General features: G+C 75.4%; 17 protein-coding genes. 4 read left to right on the top strand and 13 right to left on the bottom strand.

Annotated elements, in window-relative coordinates:
• Genes IEV86_RS16605 through IEV86_RS16595 form a run of 3 tightly spaced genes read right to left on the bottom strand, consistent with a single transcriptional unit; the run spans window position 1 to window position 4278 of the window.
• Window positions 1-2241, bottom strand: a complete 2241-nt coding sequence (locus IEV86_RS16605) for a SpoIIE family protein phosphatase (RefSeq protein WP_052426560.1) — start codon at window positions 2239-2241, stop codon at window positions 1-3.
• A 49-nt stretch (window positions 2242-2290) separates the two neighbouring features.
• Window positions 2291-3283 carry a UDP-glucuronic acid decarboxylase family protein gene (locus tag IEV86_RS16600; protein WP_043610135.1) on the bottom strand — a complete coding sequence of 331 codons (993 nt, stop codon included), beginning with the start codon at window positions 3281-3283 and terminating at the stop codon, window positions 2291-2293.
• Window positions 3280-4278, bottom strand: a complete 999-nt coding sequence (locus IEV86_RS16595) for a glycosyltransferase family 2 protein (RefSeq protein WP_229734708.1) — start codon at window positions 4276-4278, stop codon at window positions 3280-3282. Before IEV86_RS16595 ends, IEV86_RS16600 begins: the two co-directional genes overlap by 4 nt.
• 92 nt (window positions 4279-4370) lie before the next feature.
• Between IEV86_RS16595 and IEV86_RS16590 the strand changes: the two genes are divergently transcribed.
• Entirely contained in the window at window positions 4371-4607 is a 237-nt protein-coding gene (locus IEV86_RS16590; protein WP_043610179.1) for a DUF6480 family protein, read from the top strand.
• Window positions 4608-4632: 25 nt separating this feature from the next.
• Here IEV86_RS16590 and IEV86_RS16585 read toward each other — a convergent pair whose 3' ends face one another.
• The 6 genes from IEV86_RS16585 to IEV86_RS16560 form a co-directional block, all read right to left on the bottom strand.
• The gene (locus tag IEV86_RS16585; protein ID WP_043610181.1) at window positions 4633-5730 is read right to left on the bottom strand and encodes an FAD-dependent oxidoreductase; all 1098 of its coding nucleotides are present in this window, start codon (window positions 5728-5730) and stop codon (window positions 4633-4635) included.
• Window positions 5731-5871: 141 nt separating this feature from the next.
• Window positions 5872-6930, bottom strand: a complete 1059-nt coding sequence (locus tag IEV86_RS16580) for a cation efflux transmembrane domain-containing protein (protein ID WP_052426564.1) — start codon at window positions 6928-6930, stop codon at window positions 5872-5874.
• Window positions 6927-7466, bottom strand: a complete 540-nt coding sequence (locus tag IEV86_RS16575; protein WP_229734707.1) for a transporter substrate-binding domain-containing protein — start codon at window positions 7464-7466, stop codon at window positions 6927-6929. The genes IEV86_RS16580 and IEV86_RS16575 overlap by 4 nt, the downstream gene beginning before the upstream one ends.
• The gene (locus tag IEV86_RS16570) at window positions 7463-9103 is read right to left on the bottom strand and encodes an FAD-dependent oxidoreductase (RefSeq protein ID WP_188484773.1); all 1641 of its coding nucleotides are present in this window, start codon (window positions 9101-9103) and stop codon (window positions 7463-7465) included. The genes IEV86_RS16575 and IEV86_RS16570 overlap by 4 nt, the downstream gene beginning before the upstream one ends.
• Window positions 9100-11256, bottom strand: a complete 2157-nt coding sequence (locus tag IEV86_RS16565) for a molybdopterin oxidoreductase family protein (protein ID WP_043609009.1) — start codon at window positions 11254-11256, stop codon at window positions 9100-9102. The genes IEV86_RS16570 and IEV86_RS16565 overlap by 4 nt, the downstream gene beginning before the upstream one ends.
• Entirely contained in the window at window positions 11256-12656 is a 1401-nt protein-coding gene (locus IEV86_RS16560) for an MFS transporter (protein ID WP_043609012.1), read from the bottom strand. Before IEV86_RS16560 ends, IEV86_RS16565 begins: the two co-directional genes overlap by 1 nt.
• Before the next feature lie 228 nt (window positions 12657-12884).
• On the opposite strand from IEV86_RS16560, the gene IEV86_RS16555 reads away from it, so the two are divergent.
• Window positions 12885-13538, top strand: coding sequence for an LON peptidase substrate-binding domain-containing protein (locus IEV86_RS16555; RefSeq protein ID WP_043609015.1), 654 nt, complete (start codon window positions 12885-12887; stop codon window positions 13536-13538).
• Window positions 13539-13598: 60 nt separating this feature from the next.
• On the opposite strand, the gene IEV86_RS16550 is transcribed toward IEV86_RS16555, so the two are convergent.
• Both IEV86_RS16550 and IEV86_RS16545 read right to left on the bottom strand, forming a co-directional pair.
• Window positions 13599-14612, bottom strand: a complete 1014-nt coding sequence (locus IEV86_RS16550; RefSeq protein ID WP_043609018.1) for an AAA family ATPase — start codon at window positions 14610-14612, stop codon at window positions 13599-13601.
• 43 nt (window positions 14613-14655) lie between these two features.
• On the bottom strand, window positions 14656-15000 hold the full coding sequence (locus IEV86_RS16545; RefSeq protein ID WP_043609021.1) for a hypothetical protein: 345 nt from the start codon (window positions 14998-15000) through the stop codon (window positions 14656-14658).
• A 205-nt stretch (window positions 15001-15205) separates the two neighbouring features.
• On the opposite strand from IEV86_RS16545, the gene IEV86_RS16540 reads away from it, so the two are divergent.
• Complete coding sequence (locus tag IEV86_RS16540; protein ID WP_043609023.1) at window positions 15206-15487, top strand: hypothetical protein; 282 nt, start codon at window positions 15206-15208, stop codon at window positions 15485-15487.
• A gap of 51 nt (window positions 15488-15538) precedes the next feature.
• Here IEV86_RS16540 and IEV86_RS16535 read toward each other — a convergent pair whose 3' ends face one another.
• Window positions 15539-16243 (bottom strand): DUF6518 family protein, encoded by a 705-nt coding sequence (locus IEV86_RS16535; protein WP_052426480.1) that lies wholly within the window; start codon window positions 16241-16243, stop codon window positions 15539-15541.
• Window positions 16244-16423: 180 nt separating this feature from the next.
• On the opposite strand from IEV86_RS16535, the gene IEV86_RS16530 reads away from it, so the two are divergent.
• Window positions 16424-16828: a hypothetical protein gene (locus IEV86_RS16530; RefSeq protein WP_152605751.1), complete on the top strand. Its 405-nt coding sequence runs from the start codon at window positions 16424-16426 to the stop codon at window positions 16826-16828.
• Window positions 16829-16843: 15 nt separating this feature from the next.
• On the opposite strand, the gene IEV86_RS16525 is transcribed toward IEV86_RS16530, so the two are convergent.
• Window positions 16844-18958, bottom strand: coding sequence for a thioredoxin domain-containing protein (locus IEV86_RS16525; RefSeq protein ID WP_043609026.1), 2115 nt, complete (start codon window positions 18956-18958; stop codon window positions 16844-16846).
• Between the last annotated feature and the right edge of the window lie 406 nt (window positions 18959-19364).

The raw sequence follows: 19364 nt of genomic DNA, 5'->3' as shown, positions 1-19364 counted from the left end.
TCAGCCGATGCGGTGCAGCGCCACGAGGGTGACGTCGTCGTCGCTGCGGGGTGCACCCGCGAGCAGGGCGTCGACCAGCCCGTCGGCGTCGGGCGGGGCGGCCTCCGCGTTGGCGACGAGGGCCCGCAGCGACGCGCTCATCGCCGTGCCGCGCTGCTCGACGAGCCCGTCGGTGAAGAGCACGACCGAGTCGCCCGAGCCGAGGGTCGTCTCGTGGACGTCGAGCTCCGCCGCGAGCCCGAGCCCGAGTGCGGGGCCGCGAGCGCCGTCGAGCAGCTCGGCCCCGGCCGCCCGGCGCACGAGCGCGGGGAGGTGGCCGGCCGACGCCGCCACGAGCCGCCCCGTCGCAGGGTCGAGCTCGACGGCGCCGATCGTCGCGAGCTCCCCGGGAACGAGCTCCGCGACGAGCCGCCCGAGCCGCGCGATCGCCTCGGCGACGCTCCCGGTGTCGACGAGGTACGCGCGCAACGCGTTGCGCAGCTGCGCGGTGATCGCGGCCTTGCCGATGCCGTGCCCGGCGACGTCCCCGATCATGACGACGAGCCGGCCGTCCGGCAGGGCCGTGACGTCGAACCAGTCGCCGCCGACGACGTCCTGGCCGCTCGGCGTGTAGCGGCTCGCGAGCGCGTACCCGGCGGGTGTCGGGGGTCGCGTCGTGAGGACGATCTGCTGCAGCGCACCGGCGAGCCGCGCGTCCTCGGCCGACCGCCGCACGAGCACCTCGCCGACCGTCACGGCGAGCTGCTCCGCCGCGGCGACCTCGAGCGGGTTCCACGGGGTCGACGTGCCGCGCACCTGCTCGACGTACGTCGCGAACGACGCGCGCGGCGTGAGCCGCAGGCCGTCCGGCGTCTCCTCGAGGCCCTTCTCCGTCGGGTCACCCGCCCACCGCACCTCGGTGAGCACCTCGGGCTTGAACCACACGAGCGCGTCGTCGGGCGCCCCCGACGCGACGGGCACCGCGAGGATCCCGCTCACCGTGTCCCGGACCCGCGCGGCGACGTCGGACCCGGGGAGCGCGGTTCCGAGCGCGTCGGAGACGACCGTCGTCCGGGTGCGGTCGGCCCAGAGCTCGGCGAGCAGCGCGGTGACGTCCTCGAGCGCGGGCGTCCGGCCGACGAGCGCCGTGCGTCCCTGGAGCCGGACGGCCGCGCCCGCCGCGCCGTCGACCAGGTCGAGCACGGCGTCGTCGCCCGTCAGAGCGGCCACCGGGCGCCGGTCGTGCGCCGTGACGAGCCGCGCGAGGTCGCCCGCCGTCGCGGTGAGCGCGAGCGAGTCGAGGTACTGGTTGCGGTTCTGCCAGCCCTCGAGCAGGACCGAGGCTGTGCGCCCGAGGAACTCGGCCGTGCCGCGCTGGCCGGCCGTGGGGAAGTGCGGGCCGCGGTAGTGGTGGCACGCGACGAGCCCCCACAGGACGCCGCGCGTGATGAGGGAGACGGACATCGACGCCTCGACGCCCATGTTCGCGAGGTACTCCAGGTGCACGGGGGACACGCTGCGCAGCGCCGAGTCCGACAGGTCGACCGGCTCGCCCGAGGGACGCAGCGGCGGGACGAGCGGGCTCGGGGTGTAGCGCGCGTCGGGGATCGACCGCAGCCACTGCGACGTGTACAGCGCGCGGGCCTGGGCCGGGATGTCGCTCGCGGGGAAGCGCAGGCCGAGGTACGGGTCGAGGCCGAGGTCGGGCGCGGCGTCCTCGGCGACGACCGTCCCGTTCCACGCCGCGTCGAACCGGTAGACCATGACCCGGTCGAAGCCCGTGACGGCCCGCACCGCGCGCGCGAGCTCGGCGGTCAGCGCGTCCTCGGCCCCGGCGGCCTGGAGCCCGCGCAGCGCGGCCCGGGCACGCACCGACTGGTCGGCGGGCACGGGCCGGCGCGGCTCGAGCTCGAGCAGGACGAGGTCGTCCGACGCGTGCGCGAGCAGGTCGAACGAGCGCCGCCCACCGTCGGGGAGGTCGACGTCGACCGTCCGCGGCTCGACGGCGTCGAGCGCGGCCAGTCCCTCCTCGGGCCAGGACGCGCCGAACAGCTCCTCGAGCGCGACGCCGACGACGTCCTCGGCGTCGCGCCCCAGGTGCTCACGCACGCTCCAGGAGGCGACGACGACGCGCGTCGTGCCCGCGACGACGGCGAGGAGGGCGCCGTGCGGCTGCACGGAACCCGGGATCCGGATGGGCTCGTCGGCGCAGTCGATGACGACGCGGGAGATGTCTGCGTCGGTCGTGGGCTCGGACGTCACGGGTCTCCAGGGAAGGGGCGGCGGCCCGGGGGAGACCGACGGCGGACGCTCAGGCCGACTCGACGAGAGCGCGTTCGAACCAGGAGACGGTACGTCGAAGACCCTGGTGCCAGTCCACCTCGGGCTCCCAGCCGAGCAGCTCCTGGGCCAGCGTCGTGTCGGGCCGCCGCACGGTCGGGTCGTCCTGCGGTCGCTCCACGAACGTGATGCCGGCCGTGGACCCGGTGGCGGCGAGCACGTCCTCGGCGATCTCGAGCACGGTCCGCTCGTGCGGGTTGCCGATGTTGACGGGGCCGGGGTGCCCGCTCTCGGCGAGCGCGAGGATGCCGCGCACCAGGTCGTCGACGTAGCAGACCGAGCGCGTCTGGGACCCGTCGCCGGCCACCGTCAGCGGCTCGCCCGCGAGTGCCTGGCGGATGAACGTCGGGATCGCGCGCCCGTCGTACGGGCGCATGCGCGGCCCGTACGTGTTGAAGATGCGGACGATCGCGGTGTCGACGCCGTGCGCGGTCCGGTACGCGGTGGTGAGCGCCTCCGCGTAGCGCTTCGCCTCGTCGTAGACGCCGCGCGGGCCGATCGGGTTGACGTGTCCCCAGTAGTCCTCGCGCTGCGGGTGCTCCTGGGGGTCGCCGTAGACCTCCGACGTCGATGCGAGCAGGAACCGCGCGCCCTTCTCCTTCGCGAGGCCCAGCGCGTGCCCCGTGCCGATGGAGCCGACCTTGAGCGTCTGGATCGGCAGCTTGAGGTAGTCCACGGGCGATGCCGGCGACGCGAAGTGGAGCACCAGGTCGACCTCGCCGGGCACGTGGACGAAGTCCGTGACGTCGCACCGCACGAGCTGGAACCGCGGGTCCTGGACGAGGTGCGCGACGTTCGCGGGCGACCCGGTGAGGAAGTTGTCGAGGCACACGACGTGCCAGCCGCGTGCGACGAGCTCGGTGCACAGGTGGCTGCCGAGGAACCCGGCGCCGCCGGTGACGACGACGCGGCGCGGCGCGGACTCGGACGACGAGGTGGACTCGGGCGCGGGTGCCTCGGTCATGCGGCGTCTCCTCCGTTGCTCGGTGCGGGGCGGGATGCGGGTGCGGTCGGGCGCGCGTCGTCGTCCGGCCTGCCGGTCAGGACCGCGAGGTCGCGCAGGACGTCCGGCGTCGTCACGCGGCGGCCGCGGACGGCACGGGGCAGGTCGCGCACGGCGTCGAGCACGCCGAGACGCGTCGCGCCCGACGCCCCGGCGCCCACGAGAGCGCGCGCGACCCGGGCGGCGGCGGCGCGGGCGGGCAGCCGCAGGACGCCCGTGAGCACCGCCGACCGCGTGATCGCGCGGACGCGCCGCGCGGGGGAGTGGCGGCGCGGTGACGGGTGGTGGTGCACCACGGCCGCGGGCAGGTGCACGAGGTCCCAGCCGGCCGAGGTGAGGTCCCACGCGACGCGCTCCTCCTCGCCGGGGAAGCGCACGACGTCGTCGAACCCGCCCACGGCGAGGAACGCGTCGCGGCGCACGGCGACCGCGCACGCGACGAAGCCGAGGACGCGCGGACCCGGCAGCGGCGCGGTGCGCGCCCCGAGCGGGGAGCCCGCGAGCACCTCGTCGAACGGGTCGGGGCGCTCCTGCGGCCCGACGAGCACCGACGCCTGGACGACGGCGACCGTGGGGTTCGCGTCGAGCGCGTCGGCCGCGGTGCGCAGCGACCCGGGTGCCCACCACGAGTCGTCGTCGGCGAACGCGACGTACGGCGTCCGCGCGCGCCGCACGCCGACGGTCCGGGCCGCCGCACCACGGTTCGCCGGCAGCGGGACCACCTCGACGTGGGGGTGCGCGGCGCGGACGGCGTCGACGGTCCCGTCGGAGGACCCGTTGTCGACGAGCACGACGGGTGCGCGGTGGCGTCCGAGGGACGCGAGCAGCTCGTCGCGACGGTTCATGCTCGCGACGACCACGGTGACCCGGGGGTCCTCGACGGGCGGCGCCGACGGGTCGGGGCGTCCGCCGTCGGGCCCACCGGCAGGGTCGGGGGCAGGGGTGGGCTCGGGCACAGGCCCAGTCCTACCGTGATCGTCCGACGACGGCGCGTCGAGCGGTCCGCCCCGGCCGCGCGCGCACCGCCGGGCGCGCCTAGCGTGGAGGGATGACGACCTCGAACCCGGACCCGGACCCCAGCGAGACCACGGGTCTGGAGCCCGGCGGCTCCGTGGCGCCGGGCGACACGCCGCCCGGTGAGGCGAGCACGACGTCGGGCGTGACGACCCACCAGCCCGACCTGCCGAGCGAGCGGACGAACAAGGCCGTCTACGGCGTCGTGGTCGCCCTCGGCCTGCTCGTCGTCGTGATGCTCGTGGCGTACGCCGCGGGCGCGTTCGGCTGACCTCCCTCGGAGCGGGAGGTCAGGCTCAGCCGGCGAAGACCTCCTCGACGTCCGTCGTGAACAGGTCGGCGCCCTTGATCGCGGCCGTGCGCTCGGGGCCGAGCACGACGGTCCGGCCGTCGTCGTCGACGACCTGCGACGCGCCGCCCTCGGGCCCGAGCGGGAGCACGATGCGCTGCGGCTCGGGCTCGTGGACGGCCGACGGCGCCCGGCCCTCGATGAGGTCGTGGATGTTCGTGGCGACCACCTCGGCGTGCGCGCGCGCAGCGGTGGCCCGCTTGTCCTCACGGACGTCGGTGATGTCCCCGACCGCGAACACGCGGTCGTGCCCGACGAGCGAGAGGTGCCGCGTGACCCGCACGGACCCGTCGTCGCGCCGCAGCGCGGACAGGTCGTCGTCGAGGTAGTCGGTCAGGGGTCGTGCGCCGTGGCAGCGGAACCACATCTGCGCGTCGACGCGCTCGCCCGCGGTCGTGTGCACCGTGAAGGGCCCGTAGCGGCCCACGTCGAACGGCGGCAGGTAGCCGAGGGGGGCGCCGGTGACGATCCGCACGCCCCGCGCCTCGAGCTGGGCGCGGACCGACGCCCGCAGCTCCGGCAGCAGGTCGGGCGCGGGCAGGATGTCGTCCTCGCGCTCGACGAGGGTCACGCGCAGGTCGCCGAACGCCGCGGTCAGCTCGCCTGCGAGCTCGACGCCCACCGGACCCGCGCCGACCAGCAGCACGTCCTCGCAGCGCACGAGCTCCTCACGCATCCGCGCGAGGTGGGCGCGGGCGACGTCGGTCGCGTTCTCGAGGAACTTGCACGGGAACGGGTAGCCCGTGCCGGTCGCGAGCACCACGTAGTCGGCGTGCAGCCGCTCGGTGCTCGAGAGCCGGACGAGGCCCGGCGAGACGAGGCGCGCCCAGTCCTGCACGACCCGCCCGCGGGCGAGCAGCCGGTCGTACGGGTGGAAGACCCGCTCCTCGAACTCGTGGTCCACCGCGGCGCGCAGCGCGCCGACGGAGTGCACGAAGGCGTCCTTGGGCTCGACGAGGACGACGTCCGCGACGTCGTCGAGCGCCTGGGCGACGGCGACGCCGCCGTACCCGCCGCCGACGACGACGACCTGTGGTGCTGCCATGGCTCCGCCTTCCCTCGTGGTGCTGCCACCATCGTCGGTCGCGGATCCGGCCGGTCGCGGGACGTACGGCCCGGGCGGGGTGCGCGCGACCTGGACCCGCGCACGCGGGAGGGGGTCGGCAGACGGGGTCAGCCCGCGGGGTCAGCCCGCGTCGTGCCCGCGCGCGGGTGCGTCCTCGCGCTCGTCCCCGACGCCCGGCAGCAGCTCGTCGGGCAGCTCGGCGCACGGGACGACGACGGCGTCCTGGACCTTCCAGTCGAGCGCCACGAGGGCGTCGCGCGCCTGGGCGAGCTCCTCGAGCGACGGCGGCGCGCCGATCGGGACGACGAACCCCTCGACGTGGAACACGTGGCCCTCGTCGCGCACGCGCGAGCCGGCCTCCGCGACCCACGGGAGCCCGCGCAGCAGCGCGTCCACGCGTCCGACGAGCGGGTGGACCTCCTTGCCGTCGACGGTCGTCGCGCGCGCGTCCATGAGCGCGGTGACCGCCGTCCGGACGTTGCCCACGCCGTCGCGCAGGATGCTGCCGGAGATGAAGAGCGCGGCCGCGGCGTCGGCCCACCACCAGCCGACGCCGACCCCGACGATGCCGACGATCCCGCCCACGGCGGTCATCCAGTCGGCCTTGTTCATGTCCGCGTCGGCGTAGAGGACGCGGTCGTGGAGCTTCTCGGCGAGCGGCATCTTCGCGCGGCCGAGCAGCACGGGCGGGACCGCCGTGTACGCGAGCGCCGCGATCATGAGCCACCCGGACCAGACGACGTGCCCGCCGACCTCCATGACGCCGATCGGCGGGTGCTCGGCCTTGAGCAGGCCGCTCCCCGAGTCCCACACAAGGAACGTCCCCATGATCACCAGCGACGTCCCGGCGACGAGGTGGCCGACCCCGATCGAGCGGTGGTGGCCGTAGGGGTGGCGCGGGCTCGGCGGCTTGCGCGTCAGGTGCAGCGCGACGAGGAACGAGATCGGCGGGATGAACGACAGCAGGTCCTCGGCCCACGCGGCCTTCATGGCCTGCGAGCTGCCCATCGTCACGTAGACCGCGACGACGGCGGTCACGAGGAACCCGATCGTCACCCACGCGAGCCGGACGGCGCGGCGCAGGGCCTCCTCCTGCTCGCGCGGGAGCTCGGTGTGCCCGAACCGGGTCGGCTCGCGCCGCCCGTCCTGGCGCCCGCCCTGCTGACCCACGTCGCTCATCCGCCCACGTCCTGCGCGAGGAGGAAGCGCTCGAGCGCGACGAGGAACGCGTTCTCGCCCATCGGGGTGGCCATGACGTGCAGCTCCTCCTCACCCTTCTCGCCGGGGACGCTCGCGTAGGGCCGCGTGAGGGCCGCGTGCGACGCCCACGGGCTGCGCGCGGTCAGCCCGCCGACGACGACGTCGAGCGCACCCGTCTCGAGGTCGCCGAGGAGCTCCTCCTCCGAGCCCGCGGCCCACACGACCTCCGCGTCGAGGCTCTCCGCGAAGTCCTCCACGAGCTCGACCTCGCGACCCGACGGCCGGAGCGGGTCCCCGAGCCCCTCCGGGAGGTCGGTCCACGGCGGGTTGGGCGACACGCCGACCCGGAGGAACCCGCCCTCGACGCGGTCGAGCGTGCCCCGGGGGTCGGCCGGGATGTCGGCGAGCGAGTCGACCTGGCAGCCGGCCGTCAGCGCGACCGCCACGAGCGCCGCGATCGCCGCGAGGTGCGTGCGCCGGCGCAGCGTCAGCGTGTCGTGGTCCCTTCCCCTCACACCGCCGATTGAACTCCACCGGTGCGGTTCTGCACGTCGAGGGCGATTTCTCCGTCGCGGGACCCCGTGCCGACCGCGTCGGCGGACGCGTCGGCGCCCGCGGGCGTCGAGCGGCGCAGCCAGTCGACGATGCCGCACACCGCCTCGGTGCACCCGCCGCACCCGGTGGTGGCCCGCGTGGCCCGGGCGACGTCCTCGACCTCGCGGGCCCCGTGCTCGAAGCACGCGACGATGTCACCCTTGGTCACGCCGTTGCACCGGCAGACCGTCGCGCGGTCGGGCATGAGCGTGGGGGACGGCTCGGCGGCGGCGCTCGCGGCCCCGGCGACCCGCCGGAGCAGGAGCTGCGCGGGGTCGGCCGGGACGGGCGTGCGGCGCGTGTACGCGGCCGTGAGGTCGGCCGCGACGCGCGCGTCGCCGACGCACGTCGCCCCGACCAGCACGCCGTCGGCGACGACGACCTCGACGTGCCGACCGCCGTCGGGGTCGCTGAGCCGCACCGACCGGACCGGCCGGCCGACGTCGCGGCGCGAGCCGCACACGCCCATCGCGACGACGTCGAGGCCGTGGGCCTTGAGCCGCACGACGTCGTCGGTGCCGGTCGCGTCGGGCGGCTCGTCGGGCGCGCGGCCGGCGCCCGGGATCGCCCCGGTGCCGCCGCCCGGCGCCGCGCCACGCTCCGTCAGCTCGGCTGCGAGCCGCGTGGCGAGGCGTCGCGCCTGGTCCCAACCCTGGGCGACGAGGCCGGTACCGCCTTCGGGCGGCTCGGCGCAGTCGCCGATCGCGTGCACGCGCGGGTCCGCGGTGGTGCAGGTCCGGTCGACGAGGACGCCGCGCCCGACGGCGAGGCCCGCGGCGCGCGCGAGCGCCGTCTCCGGCTCGGTGCCCGCGGTGAGCACGACGAGCTCGGCGGGGACCACGCCGTCGTCCGCATCCCCGAGGCGCAGCCCGCCCGCGCGGCCGCCGTCGAGCACGACGCCCTCCGCCGCGGCGTCCGCACGCACGTCGACACCGAGCGCCGTGAGCCCCCGCCCGACGACGTGCCCGGCGTCGGCGTCGAGCTGGCGGTCCATCGCGTGCGGTCCGCCGTGGACCACCGTGACGCGCAGCCCGCGGCGCGCGAGCCCGCACGCGGCCTCGAGGCCCAGCACGCCGCCACCGAGCACGACGGCGCGTCGCGCGTTGACCGTGGCGGCGACGATCTCCCGCGCGTCGTCGAGCGTGCGCAGCGCGTGGACGCCCGCGGGCAGCGGTCCGCCGGGCGCGAGGCCCGCGAGAGCCGGCACGCGGGCGCGCGCACCGGTCGCGAGCACGAGGTGGTCGTAGGCGTGGCTCGACCCGTCGTCGGCGAGCACGACGCGGCGCTCGCGGTCGACCGCGTACGCCGCGACGCCCGGCAGGACGCGCACGCCCGCGACGTCCCGCCGCGGGAGCGTGAGGGACGCGACGTCGACCTTGCCCGCGACGACCTCGCTCAGCAGCACGCGGTTGTACGGCTCGTACTCCTCCGCGCCGAGCACGGTCACCTCGACCGCACGGGCGCCCGCGGGCGTCCCGGCGACCCGCTCGACCAGCTCCTCCACGAAGCGCGCGCCCACCATGCCGTGCCCGACGACGACGACGCGTGCCGGCCTCATGCGCCCACCTCGGCCCGCTCGGGGACGTGGGCGCGCACGCGCACGGCGGCGACCTTGAACTCGGGCATGCCCGAGATCGGGTCGGTCGCGTCGGTCGTGAGACGGTTCGCGCTGCCCTCCCCGCTCCAGTGGAACGGCATGAACACCGTGTCGGGGCGCGCGCCGGGCGTCACGTGGGCGACCGCGACGGCCGTGCCGCGCGCGGACGTGACCTCGACGGGCTCGCCGTCGGCGATGCCGAGGCGGTCCGCGAGCAGCGGGTGCAGCTCGACGTACGGCTCGGGCTGCGCAGCGGCGAGCGCGGGCACGCGGCGCGTCTGCGCACCCGACTGGTAGTGCTGCAGGACGCGCCCGGTCACGAGGTAGAGCGGCTGGTCGGGGTGCAGCCGGTCGGACGGGCCGCGGTGGTCCACCGGGACCATGAGCGCGCGACCGTCGGGCCGCGGGAACCCGTCGGCGAACAGCCGGGGTGTGCCGGGGTGCTCGGCGCCGTCGCGCGCCGCGGGGACGGGCCAGTGCAGCGCCTGACCCGCGGCCTCGGCGGCGTCGAGACGCGCGTGGCTCAGCCCCCCGTAGTCGGCGATCCCGCCCGAGCTCGCGCGGGCGAGCTCGTCGAAGACCTCCGCCGGGTCGGTCGGGAAGCCCGACGTCACGCCGAGCCGCGCCGCGAGGTCGTGCAGGACGTCGAGCTCGGAGCGGACGCCCGGCGGCGGTGCGAGCGCGCGGCGCCGCCGGATGACCCGGCCCTCGAGCGACGTCATCGTGCCCTCCTCCTCGGCCCACTGGGTCACGGGCAGGACGACGTCGGCCAGGAGCGCGGTCTCCGACGGGAGGAAGTCGCACACCACGAGCAGGTCGAGCGCCTGGAGCCGCTCGCGGACCGCCTGGTTGTCGGGGGCGCTGACGACGAGGTTGCACCCGTGGACGAGCAGCGCGCGGGGTCCCCCGGGCGTCCCGCAGCGGCGCACGAGCTCGACGGCCGCGACGCCCGGGCCGGGCAGGTCGTCGGGGTCGACGCCCCAGACCGCGGCGACGTGCGCGCGTGCGGCCGGGTCGTCGATCTTGCGGTACCCGGGCAGCTGGTCGGCCTTCTGGCCGTGCTCGCGTCCGCCCTGCCCGTTGCCCTGCCCGGTGATCGCGCCGTACCCGCTGCTGGGCCGTCCGGGCAGCCCGAGGCTCAGGGCGAGGTTGATCGCGGCCGTCACCGTCGCGGTGCCCTGCGTGCTCTGCTCGGCGCCGCGGCCCGTGAGCACGACCGCTCCGGCGCCGCCGTTGACGGGGGCCGCGGCGGCGAGCACGCGCGCCGCACGGCGCAGGTCGTCCGCCGGGACGCCGGTCACGCGCTCCGCGCGCTCGGGCCACCACGCCGCGACGCTGCGTCGCACGTCGTCGGCCCCGGTGGTCCGCGCGGCGAGGTAGTCGGCGTCGACGAGCCCCTCGGCCCAGACGACGTGCAGGAGCGCGAGCAGCACCGCGAGGTCCGTCCCGGGAACCGCCTGGAGGTGGAGGCCCGCGCCGTCGTCGGCGAGCGCGGCCGTGGGCGAGTGCCGCGGGTCGACGACGACGAGCCCGCCCGCCGCCCGCGCGCCCGCGAGGTGCTGCGTGGACGGGGGCATCGTCTCGGCGAGGTTGGACCCGAGCAGGAGGACGGCCTGCGCGCCCCCGAGGTCGGCCAGCGGGAACGGCAGACCCCGGTCGACGCCGAGCGAGCGGTTCGCGGCCGCGGCCGCGCTCGCCATGCAGAACCGGCCGTTGTAGTCGATGAACGGCGTGCGCAGGACGACGCGCGCGAACTTGCCGAGGGCGTAGGCCTTCTCGTTGGTGAGGCCGCCCCCGCCGAAGACCGCGACCGCGTCGCGCCCGTGCCGCTCCTGGATCTCGGTGAGGCGCCCGGCGACGAGGTCGAGCGCGTCGTCCCACGTCGCGGGGTGCAGCTCGCCGTCGGCGCCGCGCACCAGCGGTGTCGTGAGCCGGTCGGTCGCGCCGAGCACCTGGGCGCTCGTCCAGCCCTTCTGGCACAGGCCCCCGCGGTTGGTCGGGAACTCGCGGCCCGTGACGGCGACGGGCGCCCGGACCCGCCGCGCCTCGGCGTCGGCGGGCCCGAGCGTCATCGCGCACTGCAGCGCGCAGTACGGGCAGTGCGTCGCCGTCATCAGATGACCGAGGCGGCGAGGGTCGAGCCGCGCCGCGCGTAGACCGCCCACGTCACGAGCGCCATGACGGCGTACATCCCGACGAACGCCCACAGCGCGGGCTCGAGGCTGCCGGTCGCGGTGCTGGAGACCGCGAAGCCGCGCGGGATGAGGAACCCGCCGAAGGCCCCGACGGCGCCCGCGATGCCGATGCACCCCGCGGCGGCCTTGCGCCCGCGGGCGGCGGCGTCCGTCGTCGTCGCGCCGACCTGGAAGACCGCGGGGATCATCCGGTACACGGAGCCGTTGCCGACGCCCGTGGCGATGAAGAGCACGAGGAACGACGCGAGGAAGCCCCAGAAGTCCCCGCCGCGCAGCGAGAGCACCGCACCGACCGTGCCGAGCGCCATGACCCCGTAGGACGCGATGGTCACGCGGGCACCGCCGAGGCGGTCGGCGAGCATGCCGCCCGTGGGCCGGGCGAGGGAGCCGACGAGCGCTCCGAGGAACGCGACGGTGAGCGTGACCTCGGGGAACTGGCCCTTGAGCAGCGTCGGGAACGCACCCGAGAACCCGATGAACGAGCCGAACGTGCCGATGTACAGGAACGAGATGATCCACGTGTGCCGGCTGCGCGTCGCGGCGCCGAAGGCGCGATAGTCCGACTTCATGCCCGCGAGGTTGTCCATCCGGCGCCACGCCCAGAAGGCCGCGAGCAGCACGAGCGGGATGAACATCAGGCCCGCGCGCTCGAGGTGCAGGCCCGCGCCCGCGACGATGACGAGCGGGACGGCGAGCTGGACCGCCGCGGTGCCGATGTTGCCGCCGGCCGCGTTGAGGCCGAGGGCCTTGCCCTTCTCGCGCTCGGGGTAGAAGAACGAGATGTTCGCCATCGACGACGCGAAGTTGCCGCCGCCGAGGCCCGCGAGCGCGGCGACGACGAGGAGCGTCCCGAACGACGTCTCGGGCCGCGTGACGACGTACGCGAGGGCGCTCGCGGGCAGGAGCAGCAGGAGCGCGGAGACGATCGTCCAGTTGCGGCCGCCGAGGAGCGGGACCGCGAAGGTGTACGGGATGCGCAGGGTCGCGCCGACGAGGCTCGGCAGCGCGATGAGCCAGAACTGCTGGTCGACCGTGAGCGCGAAGCCGACGGACGCGAGCTGCGGGACGACGATGCTCCACGACGCCCACATCGCGAAGCCGAGGAACTCGGCGAAGATCGACGGTGTGAGGTTGCGGCGCGCCGTGACGCGTCCGCCGTTCTCCCAGAAGTGCGGGTCCTCGGGGTCCCAGCGGTCGATCCACCGGCCGCGGCGGCGCTCGACGACGCCCGTGGGGGAGAGGGTGGTCGTGGCTGTCGCAGTGGTCGTGCCGGGTTCGGTGGTGGTGCCGGGTGCGGTGGTCACGGTCGGAGCGGCCATGAGGACCTCCTGGTCGGTGCCGGGCCCGGCAGGCCCGGAGCGGCTGGCGCCGACGCTAGGCAGCGGGTGTTTCCACCGGTGTGGCCCGGGTGTTACCCCCGCGGAACGTTGTCCTCACGCGGGCTGGTGCGCGCGTGTGAGGCGCGGTGGGCCGTCGCCGAGGGCGAGCTGACACGGTCGTGTCCCCAGGGCTCGCTCGGTGGCCCCAGGCGGGGGAGGATCGCTGTCATGTCCGGGGACGTGCGTGAGCTGGCGATGTTCCCGCTGGGCGCCGTGCTGTTCCCGGGCATGCCGCTCCCGCTTCGCGTCTTCGAGCCGCGCTACGTGGCGATGCTCGCGGCGGTGCTCGAGGACCCGCAGCGGGAGTTCGGCGTGGTCCTCATCGAGCGAGGCTCCGAGGTCGGCGGCGGCGACGTCCGCTTCGACGTCGGGACGGTCGCCCGGATCGCCTCGGTCGACGTCGCCGAGGGGTGGATCGAGCTGGTGGCGACCGGTGCCGAACGGCTCGAGGTGGTGCGCTGGCTCGGCGACGACCCGTTCCCCCGGGCGGAGGTGCGCGAGCTGCCCACGCTCGACCTCGACGCCTCCGCGCTGCCCGCTCTCGACGCCGCCGAGGCCCTGGTTCGCGCCACCCTGACGAGGGCCAGCGAGTTCGTCGAGCTGACGTGGCCACCGGACGTCGTGCTGTCCGCGAGGCCGTTCGAGCGCATCTGGCAGGTGGCCGGGATCGCACCGCTCGGCTCGCTCGACCAGCTCACTCTGCTGCGCTCGACGACGGCCGCGGAGCTGCTGACCACGCTGGTCGAGGAGACGCGAGCCGCCGACGTCCGCCTGACCACCGTCTGGGCCGACGACGACGACGCGGACGGGGACGTCAGCTGAGCCAGGTGCCGGGAGGTCAGGCCGTGGGTCGCGGCCGACGGCGCCTCGCCACCGTGGGCGTCACCCGAACCAGCGCCGCCACCGGGACTCCTCATGCCCCGGCGCGGCCTCCTCGCCCAGCGCGCGGGCGGCCTCGGCGAGGTCGTCCCCGGTGAGCGTCATGACGTCGGTGCGGTCGAGCGCATCGACCCGCCCGCTCCCACCCCGCACGAGCCGCAGTGCCTGACGGTTGAGCGCCTGCTCGAACAGCGTGCGGGCGAAGCGTGCGTTGCCGGACTCCTCGCCGGGGCGCAGGCCCTCGATGATCCGGCGCAGCGTCGCGTCGGCGCCGGGCGCGAGCACGTAGTCGTGCTGGGCGAGGATCAGCGTGAAGATCGCCTCCAGCTCGCCCGTGGAGTAGTCGGGGAACCTGACCTCGCGGGCGAACCGCGAGCGGAGGCCGGGGTTGGAGAGCAGGAACGCCTCCATGAGGCGGGGGTAGCCGGCCACGATCACGACCAGGCGGTGTCGGTGGTCCTCCATGCGCTTGAGCAGGATCTCGATCGCCTCGGCGCCGAAGTCGACCCGCCCGTCGGTCTCGGGTGCCAGCGAGTACGCCTCGTCGATGAACAGGACCCCGTCGAGCGCGCGGCGGATCACGCGGTCGGTCTTGATCGCGGTCGCGCCGACGTACTGCCCGACCAGGGCCGCCCGGTCGACCTCGACCAGGTGGCCCTTCTGCAGCAGGCCGACCGCCCGGTACATCTCGGCCAGGAGGCGCGCCACCGTCGTCTTGCCCGTGCCCGGGTTCCCGAGGAAGACGAGGTGCTGGGACGTCGCGACCTCGGGCAGCCCGTGCGTCGTGCGTCGGGCCTGCACCTGGAGGAAGGCGACGAGCGCCTGCACCTGCTCCTTGACCGTCTCGAGGCCGACGAGACCGTCGAGCTCCGCCTGCACCGCCGCCAGCGGCCGGGCTGGGCCCGGACGTGCGCCGAAGAGGTCGTCCACGCCTCGCAGCCCGTGGCGCGGCAGCTGGTCTCCCAGGCGCCCCACGGTCTCGCGCAGGTCGTCGAGCGGCTTGCGGTGGGAAGCCATGCGGCGAGCCTAGGTGTCGCTCCCCGGGTGCGCCCGGCCGCGCTCAGTGGGCGCGAGCGGGCGCGAGGCACCACGGCGCGAGCAGCCACGCCGCGGCGGCGCAGAGCGTCCCGAGCGCGAGCGCGCCGACCCACGGTGCCCCGACGGCGAGCGCGAGGGCGGACCCCGCGAGGCCGGGCAGCGGGACGAGCACGAGACGCCGTCGGGCGCCGTCGAGGCGTGGTCGGGCGCGCAGGGCGGCGTGCAGCACGACGGCGTTCGCCACCTGCACCGCCACCCCGGCGGCACCTCCGACCATGGCGCCGACCGAGAACCCGCCCACCGCGTACCACGGCGTCGCCCAGGAGAGAGCCGCTCCGGACAGACCGCCGATCAGGAGCCCGGCCATGACACCCACCCACAGGAGCCGACCCAGAACGGTGAGGCCGGCGGGGGCCTCGGGTGCAGAGGTCCGGTGGCAGGAAGCGGATCGAGGGCGCTCGGCTGTGCCGCTCGTATCGGACCGTCGAGGTCGTGGAGGAAGATCTCGATCCGCCGCGGCTGACCCGTACGCCGGCCCGTCGTCGTCAGGTCGATCACCTGACTGCGGTGCAGTGCCTCGCCTCTTCATCTCGGGCATGCCGTTCCCGGCCAAGCGCAGGTGGTTGCTCAACGTCGAGGCGGACCCGCACGTCGTCGTCCACCTCAAGCAGGGCGTCGTCGCCGACGTGCCGGCCGTGGCCAGGGTGATCGAGGGCCCCGCCGAGCGGCGCCCGCTCATCGAGGCGGCGGCCCGCAGGTGGGGGCGCGACGACGTCGACCGGATGATGGCTCAGAGCCCGCTCATCGAGCTGACACCGGTCGACGCCGGCGCGGAGGGCGACGCGATCGGCTGAGCCCTTGCAGGGTCGTCTAGCCGGTGGCCGGACGCTTCATCGCCCGAGGGCTCAGAGCAGCGTGTGCAGTGCCGCGAAGCCCGCCCCGCCGAGGAGGCATGCGGCGGGTAGCCACGTGAGCAGGGAACGGAGCTGACGCCCGGCGACGCCGAGGAGGACGGTGAGCACCGCGGCGACGGCACCGAACACGGCAGCCTCGCTGCCATAGCGCAGGACGACGAGGTACGTGACGATCGCCTCGCTGACCCAGCAGCCGACGAGCAGCGCAGGGCCGAGCCCGCGCACGCGCCCCGTGGCTGTGCGCCAGGCCCGCCCAGCCCAGCCGAACAGGGGCCCGCCGAGCACCCCTGCGACCGCCCAGATGATCAGGAAGGCGTTGCTCACGCCGAAGCCGCGCAGATGGGCGACCAGGTAGTAGCCGAAGACCTGGGCGACGCAGGCCAGCAGCCCGGCAGCCGACGCGTGCCCGTCCCGTCGGGCCAGCGCCCCGACCGCGAACGGGAGCACCAGCCAGGGGCTGACCGCGTTGCCCAGGCCGGCGAACGCTGTGCTGCCGAGGAGCGTCTGTCCGAGGGAGGTCAGGCCGCCGACGCCCAAGCCCGCCGACGACGCGAGCAGGATCAGCCGGCCCGACCCGGCCAGCGGTCCACCTCGGGGCCGCTGAGCGGGCAGGGACGGAGCAGGACCGGTGGTGCCGTCCGGCGCGCCTGCGGCACCGTCGGCGAGGCTCGGACGGTCAGCAGAGATCTCGCGCACGGCTCGATCGTCGGCCCTCGGCGCGTCTGCACGCGTCCGTCCTCGGTCGGACCGCAGGCTGCCCGCGGCTCCGACCAGGGTGCGACGCCCACGCCAGTGCCCTTTTCGCCCGGGTTCGTCCTGCGCCACACTGGCGCCGACAGCAGCCGTCGGCTGGTCGCCGGAACCGAGGAGCTCGCCGTGCGTACGTCCCGACTCGTGATTGCCCTGTCCCTGACCGCCCTCGGCACGGTGGGTCTCGCCGGGCCCGCTGCCGCCGACCACTACAGCAGCGTCACGGTCGACGGGTCGTCCTGCTACGCCGGCGGGCTCAGCACCGGCATCGGGTACGACCTGTTCACCACGGACGTGCGCGTGACGTACGCGCCGGACGGCTCTCTGCTCGAGTTCACGTGCCGGTTCCCGACGACGCCTGCGCCGGACGAGAACTGGTACGTGCCCTGGACCGGGAAGGGCCCGTACGTCATGGCAGGCGTGGTCTGCGCCGACGAGGACGGTCGCCTGTTCGAGGAGTCCGGCACGTTCCGCATCACCCCCAACGGCAAGGCGACGCTGCGCTGCCGCCTGCCCGTCGAGGAGGTCTGACCGCCGGCGCCCGCCTCATCGGCGCAGCGCCTCGGCCACCTCGCTCGGGTCCGACGTCGGTCGGTCGCACACCAACCCCCGGCACACGTAGGCCGCGGGCCGCTCGTCGAGCAGCGGCCGGCCGGCCAGCAGCGGCACGCCCTCCGTGTCGGGCTCGCCGTGGACGACGACGGCGCCCGGAGCGGGGGAGCGCCGCGCCGCCCGCAGCAGCTCGACCGTCATCGGGTTGTCCACCGGGCCGACGACGGCGACCTCGCGCGGCCCGTCGAGCAGCGCTTCGAACGTCGCGAGCGCCCACCCGGCGGCCCGCGGCACGCGCGCCCCGACGGCGACCGGCTCCCTGAGCGCCGCCTCGGCCGCCGCCCGGTGGTCGGTCGAGCCCGTGAGCGCCGCGTACGTCAGGAGCGCACCGGCCGCGGCCGACTGGCCGGCGGGGGTCGGGCCGTCCCCGACGTCGCGCGGGCGGCGGATCGACGCGAGCACGGTGTCCGTCGCGTCGTCGGCGGTGTCGTAGAAGCCGCCGGCGCCGTCGGTGAAGCGCGCGAGGACCGCGTCGAGCAGCGCACCAGCGCGGGCCAGCCACGCGGCGTCGCCGGTCGCCTGGTGCAGCGCCAGGAACCCGTCGGCGACGTGCGCGTAGTCCTCGAGGACCGCGGGCGCCGTGCCCACCGCGCCGTCGCGCGACGTGCGGGCCAGGCGGTCACCCGTCAGGTGCACGCGCACGAGCAGGTCCGCGGCGCCGACGGCGGCGTCGAGCCAGTCCGGCCGCTCGAGCAGTACCGCGGACTCGGCGAGGGCGGCGACCGCGAGGCCGTTCCAGCCCGCGACGACCTTGTCGTCGCGGCCCGGCCGTGCGCGCTCCTCCCGTGCTGCCATGAGGCGGGCCCGTGCGTCGGCCAAGCGGGCCTGGTCGTCCTCGACCGGGTCGACGAGCAGCTGGAGCACCGAGGAGCCGTGCTCGAACGTGCCGTCGTCGGTGACGGAGAACGTCGTGGCCGCCCAGGCGCCGTCGTCGTCGCCCAGGACCTCGCGGAGCTGGTCGGGCGTCCAGACGTAGAACGCCCCCTCGGCGGGACGGCCCTCGGCGTCCGGGCTGTCGGCGTCGAGCGACGACGCGAACCCGCCCTCACCGGTCCGCAGCTCGCGGACGAGGAAGTCGGCGGTCTCCGTGACCACCCGCTGCGCGAGCGGTGATCCCGTGAGCCGCCACCAGTGCACGTACACGCGCAGGAGGAGCGCGTTGTCGTAGAGCATCTTCTCGAAGTGGGGCACGACCCAGTCGGCGTCCACCGAGTACCGCGCGAAGCCGCCGCCGAGCTGGTCGTACATCCCGCCGCGCGCCATCGCGTCGAGCGTCCGCTCGGCCATCCGCAGGGCCGGGTCGACGTCGCCCGACGGCGCCCCCGTCGCGGTCGCGTCGAGCGCGTCCGGCAGCTCGAGCGGGTCGGCGCCGTCGCCGTGGCCCGCGGTCCGCGCCGAGTGGCGCAGCAGCCACTCGAGGACCATCGACGGCGGGAACTTGGGTGCCCCGCCGAACCCCCCGCGCGTCGTGTCGAACGAGCGCGCGAGCGTGGCCAGGGCGCGCTCGGCGGCATGGGGGTCGAGGTCCTCGCCCAGAGGCGCCGTGGGCGGTCGCTCGGCGAGCGCGGCCCGGATGCTCTCCGCGCTGCCGTCGACCTCGTCGCGCCGCGTCGTCCAGGCGGCGGCGACGGACGCGAGGACCTGCGGGAACGACGGCATGCCCTGGACGGGCTGCGGCGGGAAGTACGTCCCGCAGAAGAACGGCGCGCCGTCGGGTGTCGCGAACACCGTCATGGGCCAGCCGCCGTGGCCCGTCATGGCCTGCGTCGCCTCCATGTAGACGGCGTCGACGTCGGGCCGCTCCTCGCGGTCGACCTTCACCGAGACGAAGTGCTCGTCCATGAACCGCGCGGTCGCCTCGTCCTCGAACGACTCGTGCGCCATGACGTGGCACCAGTGGCACGCGGCGTAGCCGACGGAGATCAGGAGCGGGACGTCGCGGCGCCGCGCCTCGGCGAACGCCTCCTCGCCCCACTCGTACCAGTCGACGGGGTTGTCGGCGTGCTGCTGGAGGTACGGGCTCGTGCTTCGGGCAAGACGGTTCGGCATCTCACTCCTCGCTGGCGGTCACTGGGACGAGTGATGCGATCTGTCCGAAACGACCTACTGGACAAACCTTGCGGACAGACGGAAGAGCCCTGCAGGACGGGCTTGGCAGCCGTCGCGACGGCGCCCGCGCGGTGCTTCGTGTCGAGATTGACGCTACGCGTCGACGGCTCACGGTGCCCCGGCATGAACACCACCGCAAGGTCGCACGCGACCGACCAGGACCCATGCCCCGCACCGAACGCAACTCGAGCATGTGTCTCGTGACGGGTCAGTTGGAGGCTCTTGGTGTGTCCCGCGTTCGGTGGAGTCGGGTTCCTGGACTCTGGTGCCACTTGACCCTTGGAGGAGGGCCTTGTGGGACGTCGTGGGTATCCGCCGGAGTTCCGGCGCAGAGTGCTGGACCTGG

Source organism: Cellulomonas carbonis, from assembly GCF_014636275.1.
Taxonomy (GTDB): Bacteria; Actinomycetota; Actinomycetes; order Actinomycetales; family Cellulomonadaceae; genus Actinotalea; species Actinotalea carbonis.
The sequence above is the reverse complement of the archived record's forward strand: the minus strand, read 5'-3'. Positions and strand labels throughout refer to the sequence as shown.

What these genes read in the sequence shown, in the direction of transcription:
- IEV86_RS16600 (WP_043610135.1), bottom strand. Translation starts at nt 3,283, where the DNA reads ATGACCGAGGCACCCGCGCCCGAGTCCACCTCGTCGTCCGAGTCCGCG.
- IEV86_RS16590 (WP_043610179.1), top strand. Translation starts at nt 4,371, where the DNA reads ATGACGACCTCGAACCCGGACCCGGACCCCAGCGAGACCACGGGTCTG.
- IEV86_RS16585 (WP_043610181.1), bottom strand. Translation starts at nt 5,730, where the DNA reads ATGGCAGCACCACAGGTCGTCGTCGTCGGCGGCGGGTACGGCGGCGTC.
- IEV86_RS16580 (WP_052426564.1), bottom strand. Translation starts at nt 6,930, where the DNA reads ATGAGCGACGTGGGTCAGCAGGGCGGGCGCCAGGACGGGCGGCGCGAG.
- IEV86_RS16570 (WP_188484773.1), bottom strand. Translation starts at nt 9,103, where the DNA reads ATGAGGCCGGCACGCGTCGTCGTCGTCGGGCACGGCATGGTGGGCGCG.
- IEV86_RS16565 (WP_043609009.1), bottom strand. Translation starts at nt 11,256, where the DNA reads ATGACGGCGACGCACTGCCCGTACTGCGCGCTGCAGTGCGCGATGACG.
- IEV86_RS16560 (WP_043609012.1), bottom strand. Translation starts at nt 12,656, where the DNA reads ATGGCCGCTCCGACCGTGACCACCGCACCCGGCACCACCACCGAACCC.
- IEV86_RS16555 (WP_043609015.1), top strand. Translation starts at nt 12,885, where the DNA reads ATGTCCGGGGACGTGCGTGAGCTGGCGATGTTCCCGCTGGGCGCCGTG.
- IEV86_RS16550 (WP_043609018.1), bottom strand. Translation starts at nt 14,612, where the DNA reads ATGGCTTCCCACCGCAAGCCGCTCGACGACCTGCGCGAGACCGTGGGG.
- IEV86_RS16545 (WP_043609021.1), bottom strand. Translation starts at nt 15,000, where the DNA reads ATGGCCGGGCTCCTGATCGGCGGTCTGTCCGGAGCGGCTCTCTCCTGG.
- IEV86_RS16525 (WP_043609026.1), bottom strand. Translation starts at nt 18,958, where the DNA reads ATGCCGAACCGTCTTGCCCGAAGCACGAGCCCGTACCTCCAGCAGCAC.